This is a genomic window from Pseudomonas sp. Teo4, assembly GCF_034387475.1.
Taxonomy (GTDB): Bacteria; Pseudomonadota; Gammaproteobacteria; order Pseudomonadales; family Pseudomonadaceae; genus Aquipseudomonas.
Genome location: NZ_JAXCIL010000001.1, coordinates 1,858,715 through 1,875,450, shown reverse-complemented (window position 1 = coordinate 1,875,450; position 16,736 = coordinate 1,858,715). Strand labels below are relative to the sequence as shown.

Annotated in this window: 16 protein-coding genes and 3 pseudogenes; 15 read left to right on the top strand and 4 right to left on the bottom strand. The window is 64.7% G+C overall.

Translation table 11 applies throughout. The features are described from left to right. Window positions 1-9: 9 nt before the first annotated feature. From PspTeo4_RS08605 to PspTeo4_RS08535, 15 genes and pseudogenes are all read left to right on the top strand, one after another. A complete protein-coding gene (locus PspTeo4_RS08605) occupies window positions 10-648 on the top strand; it encodes a SurA N-terminal domain-containing protein (RefSeq protein WP_322363240.1) in 639 nt (212 codons plus the stop codon). Window positions 649-885: 237 nt separating this feature from the next. Continuing rightward, on the top strand, window positions 886-1,422 hold the full coding sequence (locus PspTeo4_RS08600) for a response regulator (RefSeq protein WP_322363239.1): 537 nt from the start codon (window positions 886-888) through the stop codon (window positions 1,420-1,422). Between the two features lie 61 nt (window positions 1,423-1,483). Then, window positions 1,484-3,277 carry a GspE/PulE family protein gene (locus tag PspTeo4_RS08595; protein WP_322363238.1) on the top strand — a complete coding sequence of 598 codons (1,794 nt, stop codon included), beginning with the start codon at window positions 1,484-1,486 and terminating at the stop codon, window positions 3,275-3,277. Then, complete coding sequence (locus PspTeo4_RS08590; RefSeq protein WP_322363237.1) at window positions 3,261-4,040, top strand: hypothetical protein; 780 nt, start codon at window positions 3,261-3,263, stop codon at window positions 4,038-4,040. The genes PspTeo4_RS08595 and PspTeo4_RS08590 overlap by 17 nt, the downstream gene beginning before the upstream one ends. 1 nt (window position 4,041) lies before the next feature. Continuing rightward, window positions 4,042-4,584, top strand: coding sequence for a PilN domain-containing protein (locus PspTeo4_RS08585; RefSeq protein WP_322363235.1), 543 nt, complete (start codon window positions 4,042-4,044; stop codon window positions 4,582-4,584). Then, a complete protein-coding gene (pilO, locus tag PspTeo4_RS08580) occupies window positions 4,571-5,122 on the top strand; it encodes a type 4a pilus biogenesis protein PilO (RefSeq protein ID WP_322363234.1) in 552 nt (183 codons plus the stop codon). Before PspTeo4_RS08585 ends, pilO begins: the two co-directional genes overlap by 14 nt. After that, entirely contained in the window at window positions 5,122-5,631 is a 510-nt protein-coding gene (locus PspTeo4_RS08575) for a hypothetical protein (protein WP_322363233.1), read from the top strand. Before pilO ends, PspTeo4_RS08575 begins: the two co-directional genes overlap by 1 nt. Continuing rightward, a complete protein-coding gene (locus PspTeo4_RS08570) occupies window positions 5,628-7,499 on the top strand; it encodes a secretin N-terminal domain-containing protein (RefSeq protein ID WP_322363232.1) in 1,872 nt (623 codons plus the stop codon). The genes PspTeo4_RS08575 and PspTeo4_RS08570 overlap by 4 nt, the downstream gene beginning before the upstream one ends. Continuing rightward, window positions 7,496-7,969 (top strand): type II secretion system protein, encoded by a 474-nt coding sequence (locus tag PspTeo4_RS08565; RefSeq protein ID WP_322363230.1) that lies wholly within the window; start codon window positions 7,496-7,498, stop codon window positions 7,967-7,969. Before PspTeo4_RS08570 ends, PspTeo4_RS08565 begins: the two co-directional genes overlap by 4 nt. Before the next feature lie 5 nt (window positions 7,970-7,974). After that, entirely contained in the window at window positions 7,975-8,349 is a 375-nt protein-coding gene (locus PspTeo4_RS08560; protein WP_322363229.1) for a type II secretion system protein, read from the top strand. Next, window positions 8,324-8,851: a type II secretion system protein gene (locus tag PspTeo4_RS08555; protein ID WP_322363228.1), complete on the top strand. Its 528-nt coding sequence runs from the start codon at window positions 8,324-8,326 to the stop codon at window positions 8,849-8,851. Before PspTeo4_RS08560 ends, PspTeo4_RS08555 begins: the two co-directional genes overlap by 26 nt. After that, window positions 8,848-9,240: a curli production assembly/transport protein CsgE gene (csgE, locus tag PspTeo4_RS08550; RefSeq protein ID WP_322363227.1), complete on the top strand. Its 393-nt coding sequence runs from the start codon at window positions 8,848-8,850 to the stop codon at window positions 9,238-9,240. The genes PspTeo4_RS08555 and csgE overlap by 4 nt, the downstream gene beginning before the upstream one ends. Further along, window positions 9,237-9,650 carry a curli assembly protein CsgF gene (locus tag PspTeo4_RS08545; protein ID WP_322363226.1) on the top strand — a complete coding sequence of 138 codons (414 nt, stop codon included), beginning with the start codon at window positions 9,237-9,239 and terminating at the stop codon, window positions 9,648-9,650. The genes csgE and PspTeo4_RS08545 overlap by 4 nt, the downstream gene beginning before the upstream one ends. 35 nt (window positions 9,651-9,685) lie before the next feature. Then, window positions 9,686-10,527, top strand: a pseudogene (locus PspTeo4_RS08540) (CsgG/HfaB family protein). A gap of 743 nt (window positions 10,528-11,270) precedes the next feature. Continuing rightward, the gene (locus tag PspTeo4_RS08535) at window positions 11,271-11,516 is read left to right on the top strand and encodes a hypothetical protein (protein WP_322364821.1); all 246 of its coding nucleotides are present in this window, start codon (window positions 11,271-11,273) and stop codon (window positions 11,514-11,516) included. A 150-nt stretch (window positions 11,517-11,666) separates the two neighbouring features. Here the strand turns inward: PspTeo4_RS08535 and alkB are convergent. The 4 genes and pseudogenes from alkB to PspTeo4_RS08515 all read right to left on the bottom strand — a co-directional run bounded on the left by alkB (window position 11,667) and on the right by PspTeo4_RS08515 (window position 16,709). Further along, a pseudogene (gene alkB, locus PspTeo4_RS08530) lies at window positions 11,667-12,310 on the bottom strand (DNA oxidative demethylase AlkB). 215 nt (window positions 12,311-12,525) lie between these two features. Then, a complete protein-coding gene (locus PspTeo4_RS08525) occupies window positions 12,526-13,914 on the bottom strand; it encodes a curlin (protein WP_322363225.1) in 1,389 nt (462 codons plus the stop codon). 73 nt (window positions 13,915-13,987) lie between these two features. Next, window positions 13,988-14,459 (bottom strand): annotated as a pseudogene (locus PspTeo4_RS08520) (curlin). Between the two features lie 15 nt (window positions 14,460-14,474). Then, entirely contained in the window at window positions 14,475-16,709 is a 2,235-nt protein-coding gene (locus PspTeo4_RS08515; protein ID WP_322363224.1) for an Ig-like domain-containing protein, read from the bottom strand. Window positions 16,710-16,736: the final 27 nt, after the last annotated feature.

The following is a 16,736-nucleotide window of genomic DNA, read 5'->3' as shown; positions in this document are numbered from 1 at the left end:
GAGGTTGCCATGCGAATCCTGATGCTTTGCCTGTTGTTGCTTTCCAGCACTGGTTGGGCCGATCAACCGGCCGCACGAGTCAATGGCGTGGAGATTGGCGTGATACGCCTGGAACGCTATTTCAGCGAATACCTCGATGCCCAGGGCAGGGCAGTGACCAGTATCCGCAACCCCGGCCTCTACAAGCGCCTGCGCGACCAGGCGCTGGATGAACTGATCGACAAGGAGCTGCTCTGGCAGGAAGCCCAGCGTCGCGGCATCGCTATCGGCGATGAGCAGGTGTCGGCGCAGGTCGGCCAGCTGGAGGCAGCGTTCGGCGGCCCGGCAGTATTTGAGCGAAAGCTGGCGCAGGCGGGGTTCGATAGGGCAGATTACGCTGATTACATACGCCACGAGTTGGCTGCGCAGCAGGTGTACACCCAACTAAGCGCGGTCGATGAACCCAATCAGGCCGAGGTAGAGGCGTTCTACCAGGCCAATCGTCAAAGACTGCAAGGAGCGCAGAACCAAAGTGATAACACTTCGGTCATACCGGAACAGGGCCTGGTGTTGGCCAGGGCCGCGCTCATCGGGCAGCTGGAGGCCCAGGCGCGGCAATCCGTGCGCCAACGTTTGCGCGCTTCCGCTACAGTGGAAATCGCCAATTGAACCCGGTAGTGGCGTTTCCCCAATGCTGGGGAAACGCGGCTTGGCAAAGTGCCATCAGGTTCCCCGGAAGTGGGGAACCGAGCATACCCTTGGCCTGGGGGCAACGGAGCTACCTAGCCAAATCAATGACTTACAGTGGTGCAACATGACTATTCACGCCTGGCACGAAGCCTGCTCAAGCCTTATCAAGGCCGCACTTCGCAGACCGGGTAACCGGGCAGTTCTTGGGAGTCGACCTTGGTGAACAGAGTATTGGTAGTCGATGACGAACAGACCCTTGCGCAGAACCTGCAGTCGTACATGCAGGCGCAAGGCCTGGAGGTCCATGTTGCCCACGACGGTGCCAGTGGTATCGGCCTGGCTGAACGCCTGGCACCGGATGTGATTGTGCTGGATTACCGCTTGCCCGATATGGAGGGTTTTCAGGTTCTGGAGGCTGCGCGCAACAAGAACAGGCAGTGCCACTTCGTGCTGATCACCGCCCACCCGACTGCCGAAGTCCGTGAGCGGGCCGCCGAACTAGGTGTGACCCATGTCCTGTTCAAGCCGTTCCCCTTGGCGGAACTGGCCCGCGCAGTCTTCGACCTGATGGGCATCCAGCGCCAGCGCAGGGCCACGGACCACCCGGCGGAGGGGTTCGTCGAACGACGCCAGAACAGGAACGAATCGTTCCCCTTGCAGTTGTACGATGGCAGCTGGGTGTTGGCAGACCGCCGCCGTAATGGCGCCAAGCCCCCAGGACCTGACGACGAACAACTGCTCACCGGGGAATAGCGGCGCCCGCAGCCCTGGTTGAACCAGCCTGCGACGCGCCCCCTGAGCGGAGTCGCAGGCCATGTCCGATGTATTCGATACAGCCAAGGAAGCACCCGAGCCTGCACCGGCCCTTTCGCGGGTAAACCCGCTCCCACAAGATGCCGTTGCCCTTGAAGCCTGCGCCGAACCTGTGGGAGCGGGTTCATCCGCGAAGAGGCCGGCACACGCGGCATACCCCCGCGAACTGCTAGCCCAGGCCCGCCAGCAAGCCGGCGACGAGCGCCTGCTCAATTGCCTTGAACGCCTGGCCAACGACACCCCGGACACCTTCACCCGCCGCCTGGGCACCACCCTGCATTACCCCGTGCTTGGCAGCCAGGCGCTGCTGGCCAGCACCCCCTGCTTTGACACGGTCAGCCTGGCCCAGTGCCTGAAACGCGAGTTCGTGCTGATCGAGCAGGGCGGCGAACGGTTCGGTGTATTCGCCGATCCGTTCGACCCGTCCCGCCTGGCCTGGATCGACGACATCCTGCAAGGCGCGCCGCTGTACCTGGCACACGCCGCCGACCTGGCCACCTTCCTGGCCCGCCACGAAGAAAGCTTCCACGCCGTCGATGCCCTGGACCACGAAGCCGAGGCCAGCAACGAAGGCGACCCCCTGCAACGCCTGTCGCTGGCCAGCATCAGCGAAGACCAGAGCCGGGTGGTCAAGCTGGTCAACTCGACCCTCTACGACGCCCTCAAGCAACACGCCAGCGACATCCACCTGGGCATGACTGGCCAGGGCCTGACCATCAAGTACCGCATCGACGGCGTGCTCAACGGTGCCGGCAAAGCCAGCGGCAGTGCGTTCGCCGACCAGGTCATCTCACGGATCAAGGTCATGGCCGAGCTGGACATCGGCGAGAAGCGCGTCCCCCAGGACGGCCGCTTCAAGGTGGCGGTGGGCGACCGGCAGATCGACTTCCGGGTTTCGATCATGCCGAGCATCTTCGGCGAAGACGCGGTGCTGCGGGTGCTCGACAAGCAAGACCTGTCCGACCGCGTCAGCGGCGTGCAGCTGCAGGCCTTGGGCTTTGCCGACGAAACCCTGCGCGCCTTGCGCCGACTGGCCGCCGAACCCTACGGCATGATCCTGGTCACCGGCCCCACCGGCAGCGGCAAGACCACCACGCTGTACGCCATGATCAGCGAGATCAACCACGGCGTGGACAAGATCATCACCATCGAGGACCCGGTCGAGTACCAGCTGCCGGGCGTGTTGCAGATTCCGGTCAACGAGAAGAAGGGCCTGACCTTCGCCCGGGGCCTGCGCTCGATCCTGCGTCATGACCCGGACAAGATCCTGGTCGGCGAGATCCGCGACCCGGACACCGCACAGATCGCCGTGCAGTCGGCGCTCACCGGGCACCTGGTGTTCACCACCATCCACGCCAACAACGTGTTTGACGTGATCGGCCGCTTCAGCCAGATGCAGGTCGACCCCTACAGCTTCGTCTCGGCCCTCAACGCCGTGCTGGCGCAACGCCTGATCCGCCTGGCTTGCCCGCACTGCGCCACGGCGCACCAGCCAGACGACGAGACCCTGGCCGCCTCGGGACTGACCCGCGAAGCGGTCGCCGGCTGGACCTTCGTCCGCGCCCAGGGCTGCGGCCAGTGCCGGGGCAGCGGCTACCGCGGGCGCAGTGCGATTGCCGAACTGCTGCACCTGGACGACGACCTGCGGCAGATGATCGTCGAACGCCGCCCCGTGTCGCAGATCAAGTCCCTGGCTTGCCAGCGCGGCCTGCGTCTGCTGCGGGCCTCGGCCCTGGACCTGGTCCGCGAGGGCCGCACCACCCTTGAGGAGATCAACCGTGTCACATTCATCTGATCGTTTCTGCGCCGTGCTCGGCGCCGAAGGTGTCGGCCTGGGTCGCTGGCACGCCAATCAACATCAATGGCTGGGCAGCCGCGAGTTCACCTGCGATGCCGCCCAACCGACCTGGGCCGCGGCCCTGGAGGCACTGGCCGGGCTGGTGGCCGAGCACGCGGTGCGCGGTGCGCAGCTGCGGGTGCTGCTGTCGGCCCGCTACAGCCGCTTCTGCCTGGTGCCGTGGAGCGATGCCATTCACACCCCGCGCGAACTCGATGCCTACGCCCGGGCCTGCTTCGAGAACCTCTACGGGCAGTCGCTGGACGACTGGCGCATTGTCCTGTCGCCAGAACCGGCCGGCACCGCGCGCATCGCCACGGCGCTGCCCGAAGCCTTGCTGCAGGGGCTGCAGACCCTGGGCCGGGAAAGCCGCCTGAACCTGCGCTCGGTACAGCCTTACCTGATGGCGGCCTACAACCGCTGCTCGGCGCAACTGGGGCAGGGCGACTTCCTGTTCGTGCTGGCCGAGCCGCGTCGCAGTGTGCTGCTGCTGGCCGCAGGCGGCGCCTGGCAGCAAGTGCTGGCCCAAGGTTGCGCCGACAGCGACCAGGCCTTGCAGGCACTGATCGAGCGCACCTGCGAGCTGTACGGCGAACGCCTGCCTCGGGTCTACCTGCATGCCCCGGGGCGGGGCGATGTGCCGCAGTTGGAGGCGGTCAAGCTGTGCCAACCGGCCAGCGAAGCCGACCCGCTGTGCGCCATGTGGCGGGCGGTGGCCTGACATGCGCCGCCTCGACCTGGAATTTCAGCCCCGGCGCAGCGGCCCCTTGGCCTGGTCGCTGCTGGCCCTGGGTGGCGCGGTGGTGACAGCACTGCTGCTGCTCCAGCAACAGCTTCAGGCCGAGCAGGTGGCCCTCGAGGCCCAGGTGCACAGCCTTGAGCTGCAACTGGGCCGCCGCCCGGCCACCGCCACCCCGCAGAACAGTGCCGCCAGCCGCGAACAGGCCGAACGCCTGGCGCAGATGCGCAGCGTCTCGCAACAACTGCAACGGCCTTGGCAGCAGCTGTTCAGCATGCTCGAAGCCCTGCCGCAGGAAGACGTGGCGCTGCTGACCCTGACCCCTGACGCCCGCAAAGGCCAGGTACGGATCGCTGCCGAGGCGCGCAACCTCGAAGCGATGCTGCAGTACCACCAGCGCCTGGAAGCCAGTGCCGAGCTCAGCGACGTGTCGCTGCTCAACCACGAAGTGGTGTCCGGCCAGCCCGAGCACCCGGTGCGTTTCACCCTGACCGCCACCTGGGAGACCGGCCATGCGCGTCCCTAGCCTGATCGTTCACGAACAGCTGCAGCGTTTCGGCCATGTAGGCCTCGCTGCCATGGCCGTCGGCGCGCTGGCGCTGGCGATAGCGGTTGGCGCGGTGTTGCCGCAGTGGCAAGCCGTGCGTGAGCTGCGCGCCGACGAGGCCGATGCCAGTGCCCAGGTGGCGCGGGTCAAGCGCGGCGAGCTGAAAATCGCCGTGAAACCTGAACAACAGGCCCTGGACAGCCTGCGCCAGCAACTGCCGGGGCAGCCCCAGGCCAGCGAGCTGATCGAGCGCCTGTACCACCTGGCCAGTGCCGAACACATCAGCCTGGCCCGGGGTGAATATGCATTAGGGGTCGACCCCAAGACCCAGCTGGCGCGCTACCAGATCGTACTGCCGGTACGCGGCAGCTACCCGCAGATTCGCGGCTTCCTCAAAGGCCTGCTCGGGCAACTGCCGACCCTGGTGCTGGAAGACCTTGAGCTGCAACGCAAACGCATCGGCGACCGCGAGCTCAATGGCCGCCTGCGCATGACCCTTTACCTGTCGAGGTCGTGATGAATACTCAGCGCGCAGTGATGTGGGTGGGGTTCTTCGGGGTCTCGGCGGCCCTGGCGTGGGCACCTGGGCACTGGTTCGGGCAGGAAGACGGCGTTGCTTCCTTCGCGGGTAAACCCGCTCCCACAGGGCTTGTGGACACCGCCGCTCCTGTGGGAGCGGGTTCACCCGCGAAAGGGCCGGAACAGCCCTCGAAGGATCTGTTCCCCAGCCAGCAATGGACCCCAGCCCAAGCCCTGGCCACGGTCACCGAACAGCCCGTGCAGGCCGCCCCCGTCGCGGCCGCAGCGCCGACCGCACCCGAATTGCCCTTCCAGTTCATCGGACGCCTTGGCGACCGCGACGACCTGCAGATCTTCCTGCAGCGCGGCGAAAAACTCTACGTCGTGCGCCAGGGCGACGTGATCGATAACACCTACCGCCTCGATCGGGTTTCGGCACACGAACTGGACCTGATCTATCTGCCCTTGCATCAGTCGCAGACCTTGTCTGTCGGGAGCGCACCATGAAGCCATCGAAGTCGTGCAAGCCTGCTCCGTTCTTGCTGTTGGCCCTATGCGTGGCCATCGCCGGATGTGGCTCCAGTGCCGTGCGCAAGGACAGCGCCGAGCTGATGAAGGAGGGCCAGTACGAGGCCGGTATCGCCCGCCTGGAAGAGGCGCTGCGTGACGACCCGCGCGACACCGAACTGAACATCGCCCTGGCCCATGGCCGCCAGGCTGCGGTCGAGGCGCTGCTGGGCCAGGCCGACACTGACCGTATCCGCCACGACTTCGCCGGCGCCCGGCTTGGCTATGGCCGGGTGCTGACCATTGAGCCGAACAACCGCCGTGCCCAGGAAGGCATCCGCCAGCTGGAACTGATGCGCACCCTCGACGACCGCGTGGCCCTGGGCCAGGCCGCGCTGCGCCAGGGCGACCTGTTCGGCGCCGAACGCTACATGCGCGAAGTGCTGCGCCTGGACCCGCAGAACCAGAAGGGCATCATGCTGCGCAGTGACATCGAGAACGTCCAGGCCCGCACCGCCCAGCCGTTCCCGCAACTGCGCAGCAAGCTCGAACGCCCGGTTACCCTGGAGTTTCGCGATGCCAACCTCAAGACCATCTTCGAGGTGCTGTCCCAGGTCGCCGGCATCAACTTCATCTTCGACAAAGACCTGCGCCCGGACATGAAAGCCACCATCTTCGTCCGCGAAGTGCGCATCGAAGACGCCGTGGCCCTGCTGCTGGAGCAGAACCAGCTGCGCCAGAAGATCGTCAACGACAACACCCTGCTGATCTACCCCGACTCGCCGCAGAAGACCAAGGACTACCAGGAACTGGTCATGCGCACCTTCTACCTCACCAGCATCGACGCCAACACCGCGATGAACATGGTCAAGACCATGCTCAAGACCCGCGACGTGTTCGTCGACGAGCGCCTGAACACCCTGACCATGCGCGACACCCCGGACTCCATCCGCATGGCCGAGAAGCTGCTGCAGTCCCAGGATCAGTCCAACCCCGAGGTGGTGCTGGAGGTGGAGGTGATGGAAGTGGCTCGTTCGCGCATCCTCGACCTTGGCCTGCAATGGCCCAACACCTTCGGCGTGCTCAACGATGAAGGCAAGTCGGTCAGCGTGCTCGACCAGCTGCGCGGTATCGACTCCAGCCGCATCAGCATCTCGCCGGCGCCCCAGGCCAAGATCAATGCCCAGGACAAGGACATCAACACCCTGGCCAGCCCGGTGATTCGCGTCAGCAACCGCGAGCAGGCGCGCATCCACATCGGCCAGCGCGTGCCGATCATCAGCGCCACCTCGGTGCCGTCCACCCAGGGCCCGGTGATCACCGAAAGCGTCACCTACCTGGATGTGGGTCTGAAGCTTGAAGTACAGCCCACCGTGCACCTGAACAACGAAGTGGCGATCAAGGTGGCGCTTGAGGTCAGCAACGCAACGCCCCTGGAGGCCACCCGCCAGGGCACCATTCCGGTCCAGGTAGACACCCGCAACGCCCAGACCAGCCTGCGCCTGCACGACGGTGAAACCCAAGTGCTGGCTGGCCTGGTGCGCAACGACCACAACGCCAGCGGCAATAAGATTCCGGGCCTTGGCGACATCCCTGGGCTGGGCCGGCTGTTCGGCAGCAACAAGGATGACATGAGCAAGTCCGAGCTGGTGCTGGCGATCACCCCGCGCATCGTGCGCAACCTGCCATACCAGAGCCCATCGGACATGGAGTTCGGCACCGGCACCGAGTCGGCCATGCAGGTTCGCCAGATGCGCCAGCCATTGCCGAGCGAACTGCCCACCGACACTCCGGCCGAAGACGACGAAGCACCGGTGGTCGACAGCCAGATGGCAGGCATGCCGACCAAAGCGAGCCCACAGCCATGAAACGCCGTCAGCAAGGCTTCAGCCTGATCGAAGTGGTGCTGACCCTGGCACTGCTCGGGCTGCTCGCCAGCATAGCGGCGCCGCTGACCGAAACCGTGGTACGCCGCGGCAAGGAGCAGCAACTGCGCGAAGCGCTGTACCAGATTCGCGACGGCATCGACGCCTACAAGCGTGCCTTCGATGCCGGCTTCATCGAGAAGCGCCTGAACGCCAGCGGCTACCCGCCGAACCTGCAGGTGCTGGTGGACGGCGTGCGCGATGTGCGCAGTGCCAAGGGCGCCAAGTTCTACTTCCTGCGGCGCATCCCCCACGACCCGATGCTCGCGGCCAAGGATCAAGACGAGGGCGGCTGGGGCTTGCGCGCCTACGACAGCGACCCGGACAACCCGCGCCCAGGCGAGGACGTGTTCGACGTGTATTCCAAGGCCCGTGGCAAAGGCCTCAACAACATCCCCTACGGGCAATGGTGAACGCCATGAAACGCAGCCGCGGCTTCACCCTGATCGAACTGCTGGTGGTGATGGCGATCATCGCCACCCTGATGACCATCGCCATGCCACGCTACTTCAACAGCCTGGAGAGTTCCCGCGAAGCGACCCTGCGCCAGAGCCTGGCGGTGCTGCGCGAGGCACTGGACCACTACTACGGCGACACCGGCCATTACCCGGATTCGCTGGAGCAACTGGTGGACCAACGGTACCTGCGCAACACCCCGGTCGACCCCATTACCGAACGCAGCGACGCCTGGCAGCTGGTGCCCCCGCCGGAAGGCGTGGCCGGCGGCGTGGCCGACATCAAGAGCGGTGCCACAGGGAGGGCGCGTGATGGCAGCCTCTATGCAGAATGGTAAGGCCTGTGCAGGCTTCACCTACCTGGGCGTGCTGTTGCTGATTGCCGTCAGCAGCGTGGCCTTGGCCGCCACTGGCACGGTGTGGTCCAGCGCCGCCCAGCGCGATCGCGAGCGGCAGTTGCTGTGGGTCGGCGGCCAGTACGCCCAGGCCCTGCGCAGCTACTACCGCGCCTCGCCAGGCCTGGCCCAGTACCCACAGGAGCTGGCCGACCTGCTCAAGGACAACCGCTTCCCCGAGGCCAAGCGGCACATCCGCAAACTTTACCCAGACCCTGTGACCGGTAGCGACGACTGGGGTCTGCTGCGTGCGATCGACGGGCGCATCACCGGGGTTTACAGCCGCTCGGACGCCACCCCGTTCAAGCGCGGCAACTTCGACAGCCAATGGTCAGCCTTCGAAGGGCTGGAGCATTACAGCGACTGGCAGTTCGTCGCCGAGCAGTCCTTCGCCGAAAGCGCCGATGGCAGCCGCACCCATGTCGGCGCGGGAGAGGCACCATGAACCGCCTGGCCGCCGTATGCCTGAGCCTGCTGCTGGCCGGCCCGCTGGCCCATGCCGGCAGCGAGGACGAGATGATGGGGTTCATCGTCGACAACACCATCTCGCACATTGGCCACGACTTTTACAACGACTTCACCGACCGCCTGCGCGCCACCAGCCGCCTGGACTTCAACCTGGTGGTGCGTGAACGCCCCGATGCCCGCTGGGGCAGCCTGGTGACGGTGGAGTACGAGCGTGAAGTGCTGTACCGGCGCTTTTTGCCGCCCAATACCACACAACTCAAAGAAGAGGCCGTCGCGGCCGCCGACCTGGTCAAGCAGCAGATCATTCAGCGCAAGCTGCAACGCCTGCTGCAGGACACCACTGATCTGGAGAGGGATGAGCTATGAACACCTACGTTCCCCGTTGCTTCGCCATGTGCCTGGCGGCCTGCGCCTTCGCCAGCCAGGCCACGGAGCTGGTGTACACCCCGGTCAACCCGGCGTTCGGCGGCAACCCGCTCAACGGCACCTGGCTGTTGAACAACGCCCAGGCGCAGAACGACTACGACGACCCGGACCTCAAGGACCGCACCTCCGCCTTCAGCGGCACCTCGGCCCTGGAGCGCTTCAGCAGCCAGCTGGAGTCCCGGATGTTGTCGCAGTTGCTGGACAACATCAGCAACGGCCAGACCGGCAGCATGGCTACCGACTCCTTCCTGATTGACGTGATCGACGACTCCGGTGCCCTGAGCATCAAGGTCACCGACCGCGCCACAGGAGAAACATCGATCATCGAGGTCAGCGGCCTGAACCCCTGAGAGGGACAGGTTTTCGAATTTGGGGAGAGCGCATCATGAAACGATTTCTGAGCACACTGCTGATTCTCGCCGCACTGCAAGGTTGCAGCCTGCGTGAGCCGATGCCTGCCGAACAGGACACCGAGACCCCGACCCTGACGCCACGGGCCTCGACCTACTATGACCTGATCAACATGCCTCGCCCCAAAGGCCGGCTGATGGCCGTGGTGTATGGTTTCCGCGACCAGACCGGCCAGTACAAGCCGACCCCGGCCAGCTCGTTCTCCACCAGCGTGACCCAGGGCGCCGCGAGCATGCTGATGGATGCGCTGAACGCCAGTGGCTGGTTCGTGGTGCTGGAGCGCGAAGGCCTGCAGAACCTGCTGACCGAGCGCAAGATCATCCGTGCTTCGCAGAAAAAGGCCGACGTACCCGAGAACATCTTAGGTGAGCTGCCGCCGCTGCAGGCCGCCAACCTGATGCTCGAAGGCGGCATCATCGCCTACGACACCAACGTGCGTAGCGGCGGCGAGGGCGCGCGTTACCTGGGTATCGATATCTCCCGCGAGTACCGGGTCGACCAGGTGACGGTGAACCTGCGGGCCGTGGATGTGCGCACAGGGCAGGTGCTGGCCAACGTGATGACCAGCAAGACCATCTACTCGGTGGGGCGCAATGCCGGGGTGTTCAAGTTCATCGAGTTCAAGAAGTTGCTTGAGGCCGAGGTGGGCTACACCACCAACGAGCCGGCGCAGCTGTGTGTGCTGTCGGCGATCGAGGCGGCGGTGGGGCATTTGCTGGCCCAGGGGATCGAGCGGCGGTTGTGGCAGGTGGCGGGGATGCGGGGGATGGCAAGGCTGGGGTGGATAAGTATTTGAGCCAGTATCAGCAGCAGTAGCAAGGGGGCGGCGGGGTTTGGTTGGGGAATGAGTGAGGGCCGTTAGAGTCCGCCGTAAGGTTTTTAGCGTCTATCAGATCGAGCGCCGCCCACGCGGCGCATCGCGAGCAAGGCTCGCTCCTACGTCAGTTTCGGGCCAGTAACTCCAGTGACATGCGCGCGCGACCGCCCTGTTTGTAAGACTCGATATCGAGTCATGTGCCAAGGCGGTCGCGTTCGAATCCCCCAGGCATAATTGGCCCGAAACAAACGTAGGAGCGAGCCTTGCTCGCGATGCGCGCGTGGGCGGCGCTCGGTCTAACAGGCGCCGAAAGGCCCAACCCATACACCTCCCAAAACACCGCGAACCTTACAACGAATATGTTTCTGCAAATGCCCCAGCCTTGAAACGCTTCCCCGACACCGGTACTCTCTGCCCGCTGCTGTAAATCCAGCAGCCGGGTTTGGTCACCTGCGATCAATCAAGGCGCACAAGCGCCCGTCCTGCGATACAGTTGGCGCTTTTTTGTGCCCGGCTGTTTCGTTTTATGGCGGCTGTGCGTGGGGCGCCTCCGTGCGCGCCGGTTTCCTTGATTCCCGGTTGACCAACCCGCGTACAGTCGCCACCCATTCGTTTGGTCACGTTGTGTGGCGGCTCCATTGAATCAAGGAGCGACACAATGACAAAAGGTCTACCGGACCCACCCACTCGCGCCACCACGGCGTCTTCTGATTTCGGCAATTGTGAATGCAGCCATCCGCCGTTGTTCGCGGTACGTTCAGGCGTGGATTTCGAAGATGCGTTGGTTCACCTGTCTACCCTGCTCAAGGGCGCGTTTGCTACCAACCTGAAGGCGATGGAACTGGCGACGGGCACCTGTCGGGACCTGTTGCTGGGCAATGATCATGGGCTTGATGCAGCGAAGGCCGTGGTCGAGGCATTGCTCGATGGGGTGGAATTGCAGCAGTTGGCGGGGCAGGGCGCGACGCCGCGGATGCGGACTGTCTGAGCAGCTTGATGTTGACTGTACCGGCCTCATCGCCGCGGTTCGTCGCCACGACAAGCCGGCTCCCACAAAGGCCGCAGCGTTACTTACTCTGTGGGAGCCGGCTTGTCGTGGCGACGAACCGCGGCGATAGGGCCGGTACTGCCAGCGCAATCAACCCGCCTTGCGCAATGTCAGGTTGATCCGCCGCTCACCCATCCGCGGATGCACCCCAGGCTTGATCGGCATCACCCCATGAAACCGCAACCGGTCTTCACCACCCCATACCATCACATCCCCATGGCTGAGCGGTACTCGCTGGGTCCGGTCTGACCGCTGTAAACCACCCAGCAGGAACACCGCCGGCAACCCCAATGAAATCGACACGATCGGCTGGCTGAAGTCCCGTTCATTCTTGTCCTGGTGCAGGCTCAGCCGAGTTCCGGGCAGGTAGTGGTTGACCAGGCATGCATCCGGGACGAACCCCTCGAACCCAGCCACTTCGGCAGCGCGCCGGGCGAGGTCGAGCAGCACCTGGGGCAGGGCGGGCCAGGGTTCGCCGCTCTTTGGGTCGGTGCTGGTGTAGCGGTAACCCTTGGCGTCGCTCACCCAACCCAGCGCACCGCAATTGGTCAACGCCACCGCCATGTGCTGGCCCCCGGCGTTTGCATGTGCCGGAACGGCGCGGCGCGCAGCACCGGGCGCAGGGCGTCGAGCAGTGGTTCCATATCGGCCAGGGCGAAGCCGGGCAGCAGCAGGGTGTGGCTGGCCAGGCGTTGCGGCTGGGAGTCGAACAGGTCGAGGTCGGACTGGATCATTGCGGTGGCATCGAGGGGGACTGCTCATTCTAACGCTGCTGGCCTGGCTGGACTATTCGCGGGTAAACCCGCTCCCACAGGTACGACGGCGCCCTTGCAGCATGGAGTGTTCAGGCGGAAGCGGGTTTACCCGCGAAGAGGATGTAGTCGATACCTGGATAAAAAGGAACCGCGGCACCAGGGAGAGGAAGCACCGCGGTTCAAAGGGGGAAGCGTCAGTGCTGGTTCACGGTGGCGGTGTTGCCGCTACCCAGCTGGCTGATGGTGGCGTTCTGGTTGGCGCCACTCTGGTCGACGAAGGCCTGGTTGTTGTGGCCGCCCTGGGTCACGTAGGCCACGTTGTAGGTATCGGTCTGTTTGATGGTTGCCTCGTTGCCGCTACCGTAGAGCTGGTAGGTGTAGCTCTGGTTGCCGGTGCCGGTCTGGTCAAGGTTGATGGTGCTGGTGCTGCCCTTGGTTTCGCCGTAGGCATAGTTGTCGGTGCCGCGCTGGGACGCGATCAGCACGTTGTCAGTGCCGTTCTGCTCGAAATACAACTCGTTGTTGGTGTCGGCCTGGTCGGTCGTCATCGCGTTGTTGGTGCCTTTCTGGTTCAGGCGGGCCAGGTTGTCGGCGTCGTTCTGGGTGAGGGTGACGGTGTTGCCGTTGCCGTTCTGGTTGATCTCGGCACGTTGTCGCTCACCGAACTGGCCGCCAAACTTGTCGCCTTTCCAGTTGCTGGCCTGGATCTTGTTGCCGTTACCGGTGGTGGTCACGGTCAGGCTGTGGCTGTCACCTTGCTGGTAGGTGAAGTGCAGGTTGTTGTTGCCGGTCTGGGAAATGGTCGCGGTGGTGTTGGTGGTCTCGAACTGATCCGACCAAGTGGCGTTGCCCTTGCCGTTCTGATACAGGTTCGCCACGTTGCTGTCACCGAAGCTCTGGTCGATGATGCCTTCGTTGAGCTGACCGGTCTGGCTGACGTTGGCCTGGCTGCCGACCTGGTTGTCCTGCCACACTTCCACCGAGTTGCCGGTGCCGTGCTGGCTGAGGCCGATGTAGCCACCGGTGCCGTCGCGTTGGTCACCGTAGGCCCAGTTCTGCTTGCCCTCCTGGTAGATCTGGACGTTGCCGTCGAGGTAGTTCAGGTGCTCGGCGGCCGCGTAGTTGTCGGCACCGTCCTGGGTGATCACGCTTTTGTTGTTGGTGCCGCCGAACATCTGCTCGATGAAGGCTTCGTTGCGTTGGCCGGATTGCCCGGTAAGGGCCTGGCTGCCCATCTGCATGTCCTGCCAGATGGTCGAGCGGTTTTCGCTGCCTTGTTGTACCTGCAGCGTCTGGTTGGCCTCGCCGTAGGATTGGCTGGCGAAGGCGTCGTTGTACGAGCCGCCGGCCTGCTGCTTGATCTGGCTGCCGTTTTCACCGTACTGCTCGCCGTAGCCGGCGTTGTACGAGCCGGTGGCGCTCTGTTGAATGTCGCTGGTGCTGCCGTCCTGCAGGGCCATGTGGTTGTGGCCCTTGCCGGTCTGGGTCTGGGTGGCCGAGGCGTAGGGCGCCAGGGTCTGGGTGACTTCGGCAATGTTGTCGTTACCGCTTTGGGACTGGTCCGAGGTGCTGTCGTCAGCCATGGCTTGGCCGGCCAGGGCCAGGACGATAGCGGCACCTTAAAGGGCGAGCTTGTACATGGTGGTGCCTCCAGGTCTATCGATATTGAGTGATCTGAACATGCTGGCCATTGCCGGCCTGGGTCACGGCGCTGCTGAGTCCCGAGCCGGACTGCTCGATGCTGGCGCTGTTGTTGTTGCCGATCTGCTCGATGGTGGCGCTGTTGCTGCTGCCGCTCTGGCGGATCGACGCGCTGTTGCCATATCCTGTTGGCTGATGCTGGCCATCAGGTCACTGCCTTCCTGCAGGATGTAAGCCTCCTGCGCGCCCCCGGCCTGGACGATCCGGCCCAGCAGGGCCTGGCCGTTCTGGTCGAGGGCGGCACGGTTGCCTGTCCCTTGCTGCTCGATGACTGCCACCTGGCCGGCGCCGACCGGCAGCAGGCGGACGATGACGGAGTCACCCAGGTCGTTGCCGGCCGCAAGGTCGGCGTTGTCCATCAGGTCTTCGGCCCGTAGGCCTGGCCGCCAAGGGCCAGGCACAACAGCAGTGGGTACAGGCGTTTCATGGCGTTCTCCTTGCCTTACTGCACGACCACGTTGACGGTGCGTGTAGTGCCTGGGCTGGTGGTGATGGTGGCCGTCGGCGCGGCAGTCGGGATTGCGGTGGTGCTATTGCTGACCGAGAGGCGCCAGCGGCCATTGGCTGGCACTGTTGCGGTGCCCAGGGTCTGTACGCCGGTGGTGGTGGTTGCCCGCACAGTCACGACGTTGCCGGTGGTCACCGACGATGTGCCGCTGAAGTCCCAGTTGAAGCGGTTGTTGGAGCGTGCCGTGACCGTGGCCGTGGTGACCGTGAAGGTCTCCGCTGCCGGGCGTGGCGACACGTTGACCGTGACCGTGCCTGGGGTGGAGTTGGCACCGATCGAGTCACGCACCACGTAGGTGAAGGTGGTGGTGAAGGCCGTGGTGACGGTGGCCGGCGGTGTATAGGTGACCGTGGTGCCATCGGTGCTCACCGTGCCTCTGCCGACAGCGGGTTGGCCGACGCTGGCGACGGTGAGCGGCAGGTTGCCTTCAGGGTCGGTGTCGTTGGCCAGCACGTTGATGGTGATTGGCACACCCAGGGTGGTAACGGTTTCGGCCACGGCGGTCGGGGCCTGGTTGGGCGCAACGTTGATGGTGACGGTGGCAGGCTCGGACTTCAGGCCCTTGGCGTCCACGGCCCGGTAGGTGAAGGTGGCCACCAGCGGTTGGGTGGCACCGACCGGTGGGGTGTAGGTTACCGAGGTGGTGCCGTTGAGCACCACGCCGCCAAGGCCGGTACCAGGTTGGGTCAGGTCGCTGAGGGTCAGCGGCACGTTGCCATCCGGGTCACTGTCGTTAAGCAACAGGTTGAGGGTAATCGGCACACCGACACTGGTGGCGCCGGTATCGGCCTGGGCCAGCGGTGGCTGGTTGGCAGCTTCGACCGGGGCATTGCCGACCACCACCACCGGCTCGACATCGCTGCCGCCATGTGCCGACTTGATGGTGACCGTGGCGGGTGGCTGGTTGAGGTTGTTGACGGTCAACGTCTGCAGGGTGCCAGACTTGGACATGCGCCCGTAGCCCTGGGCGACCAGGTCCGGGATGACCACTTCGTCGCTGGAGCTGGCCTCGATCACCAGGCGTTTGTTGGCCCAGTCATAGCGCGCCAGGCTCACCTTGACCAGGTCGGACAGCTTGCTCGACAGGGCGGTAGGCTGGGTCGCGGCGGTGCTGCTGCTGGCGGTGACCACCACCACCGAAGGCGGCGCGGTCTGGCTCAGTTGCTGGGTGAAGAACAGCCCGTTGTTGTCCGGTGTCAGGCTGAATTGGCAGGGCGAAGGTGGCGTGCCGACCAGTGCCAGGCCGTTGCGCATGCACACGTTGGCAGTGGCCGGCGCCTTGGCGAATACCGCGACGCGGGTGCCGGAGCCGTTGCGCGAATAGGTGGCCCGTTCAAGTGTGACCGGGGTCTGCGCGCGTTGGTCCAGTATCTTGCCGGAGACGGTGAACTGGTCGGTCTGGATATTGAGGCCGTTCGGGCCTTCGATGCGGATGAAGTTGGTGTTGAACGGGCTGCCGAGCACGGTTTCGGTACGGTTCGGGTCACCGATGAAGGTTTCGCTGGCACCGGTATCCGGGTTGACCTCGACGTAGGGCCCAGCGGCACCGCGCAGGAATGGCCCGACAGCCCCGTTGAGTGCACCGGTGAAGTTGCCTGGCGCGCCAATCCCGATATCACGGGTGATATTGATCGCCCGCCGCCCTGGGGCGGTGACATTGACGTTTTCGACACCGTACGGGTGGGTGATCTTGTAGGTGCCGGCGACGGGTACCGAGACGCGGATACGGATGCGGGCAAAGCTCTGTTGGTCGCCATCGACCGGGTTCTCGGCGGCGAAGGCCGCTTCGATCCCCGCGACGTAGGCATCGAGCTCGAAGCCGTTGTTGCCCACCGCCGGGATGGTGGCCTCGGCGAGGAACCAGAACATCTCTGGCGGCCAGTTGTCGGGGAACACCAACGGCAGGGCGTCATCGTAGACACCCGGCTCCGGCAGCAGGGTGCACATATAGGAAGGCGCGCCCGGTGCACTGGGCACCCGGGTGCTGGTTGCCCGCGACTGGCACAGTTCCAGGGACAACCCGTTGGAGTCCTTGTACCACATCGGGTAACCGCCGGTGGCGAAGGTGTACGGGCCAAGATCGACCTCCGACAGCGCGGCCCAGGCCGCACTGCTGACGGTCAGGGTGAAACCAGCGGCGCACAGCGCCCGGCGAGACCAAGTGTTCATGCTGCCTCCTTGAAGGCGAAACCTTTG

Excerpts from the sequence above, each read along its gene's own strand:
- PspTeo4_RS08605 (WP_322363240.1), top strand. The coding sequence starts at position 10 with ATGCGAATCCTGATGCTTTGCCTGTTGTTGCTTTCCAGCACTGGTTGG.
- PspTeo4_RS08595 (WP_322363238.1), top strand. The coding sequence starts at position 1,484 with ATGTCCGATGTATTCGATACAGCCAAGGAAGCACCCGAGCCTGCACCG.
- PspTeo4_RS08585 (WP_322363235.1), top strand. The coding sequence starts at position 4,042 with ATGCGCCGCCTCGACCTGGAATTTCAGCCCCGGCGCAGCGGCCCCTTG.
- pilO (WP_322363234.1), top strand. The coding sequence starts at position 4,571 with ATGCGCGTCCCTAGCCTGATCGTTCACGAACAGCTGCAGCGTTTCGGC.
- PspTeo4_RS08575 (WP_322363233.1), top strand. The coding sequence starts at position 5,122 with ATGAATACTCAGCGCGCAGTGATGTGGGTGGGGTTCTTCGGGGTCTCG.
- PspTeo4_RS08570 (WP_322363232.1), top strand. The coding sequence starts at position 5,628 with ATGAAGCCATCGAAGTCGTGCAAGCCTGCTCCGTTCTTGCTGTTGGCC.
- PspTeo4_RS08565 (WP_322363230.1), top strand. The coding sequence starts at position 7,496 with ATGAAACGCCGTCAGCAAGGCTTCAGCCTGATCGAAGTGGTGCTGACC.
- PspTeo4_RS08560 (WP_322363229.1), top strand. The coding sequence starts at position 7,975 with ATGAAACGCAGCCGCGGCTTCACCCTGATCGAACTGCTGGTGGTGATG.
- PspTeo4_RS08555 (WP_322363228.1), top strand. The coding sequence starts at position 8,324 with ATGGCAGCCTCTATGCAGAATGGTAAGGCCTGTGCAGGCTTCACCTAC.
- csgE (WP_322363227.1), top strand. The coding sequence starts at position 8,848 with ATGAACCGCCTGGCCGCCGTATGCCTGAGCCTGCTGCTGGCCGGCCCG.
- PspTeo4_RS08545 (WP_322363226.1), top strand. The coding sequence starts at position 9,237 with ATGAACACCTACGTTCCCCGTTGCTTCGCCATGTGCCTGGCGGCCTGC.
- PspTeo4_RS08525 (WP_322363225.1), bottom strand. The coding sequence starts at position 13,914 with ATGGCTGACGACAGCACCTCGGACCAGTCCCAAAGCGGTAACGACAAC.
- PspTeo4_RS08515 (WP_322363224.1), bottom strand. The coding sequence starts at position 16,709 with ATGAACACTTGGTCTCGCCGGGCGCTGTGCGCCGCTGGTTTCACCCTG.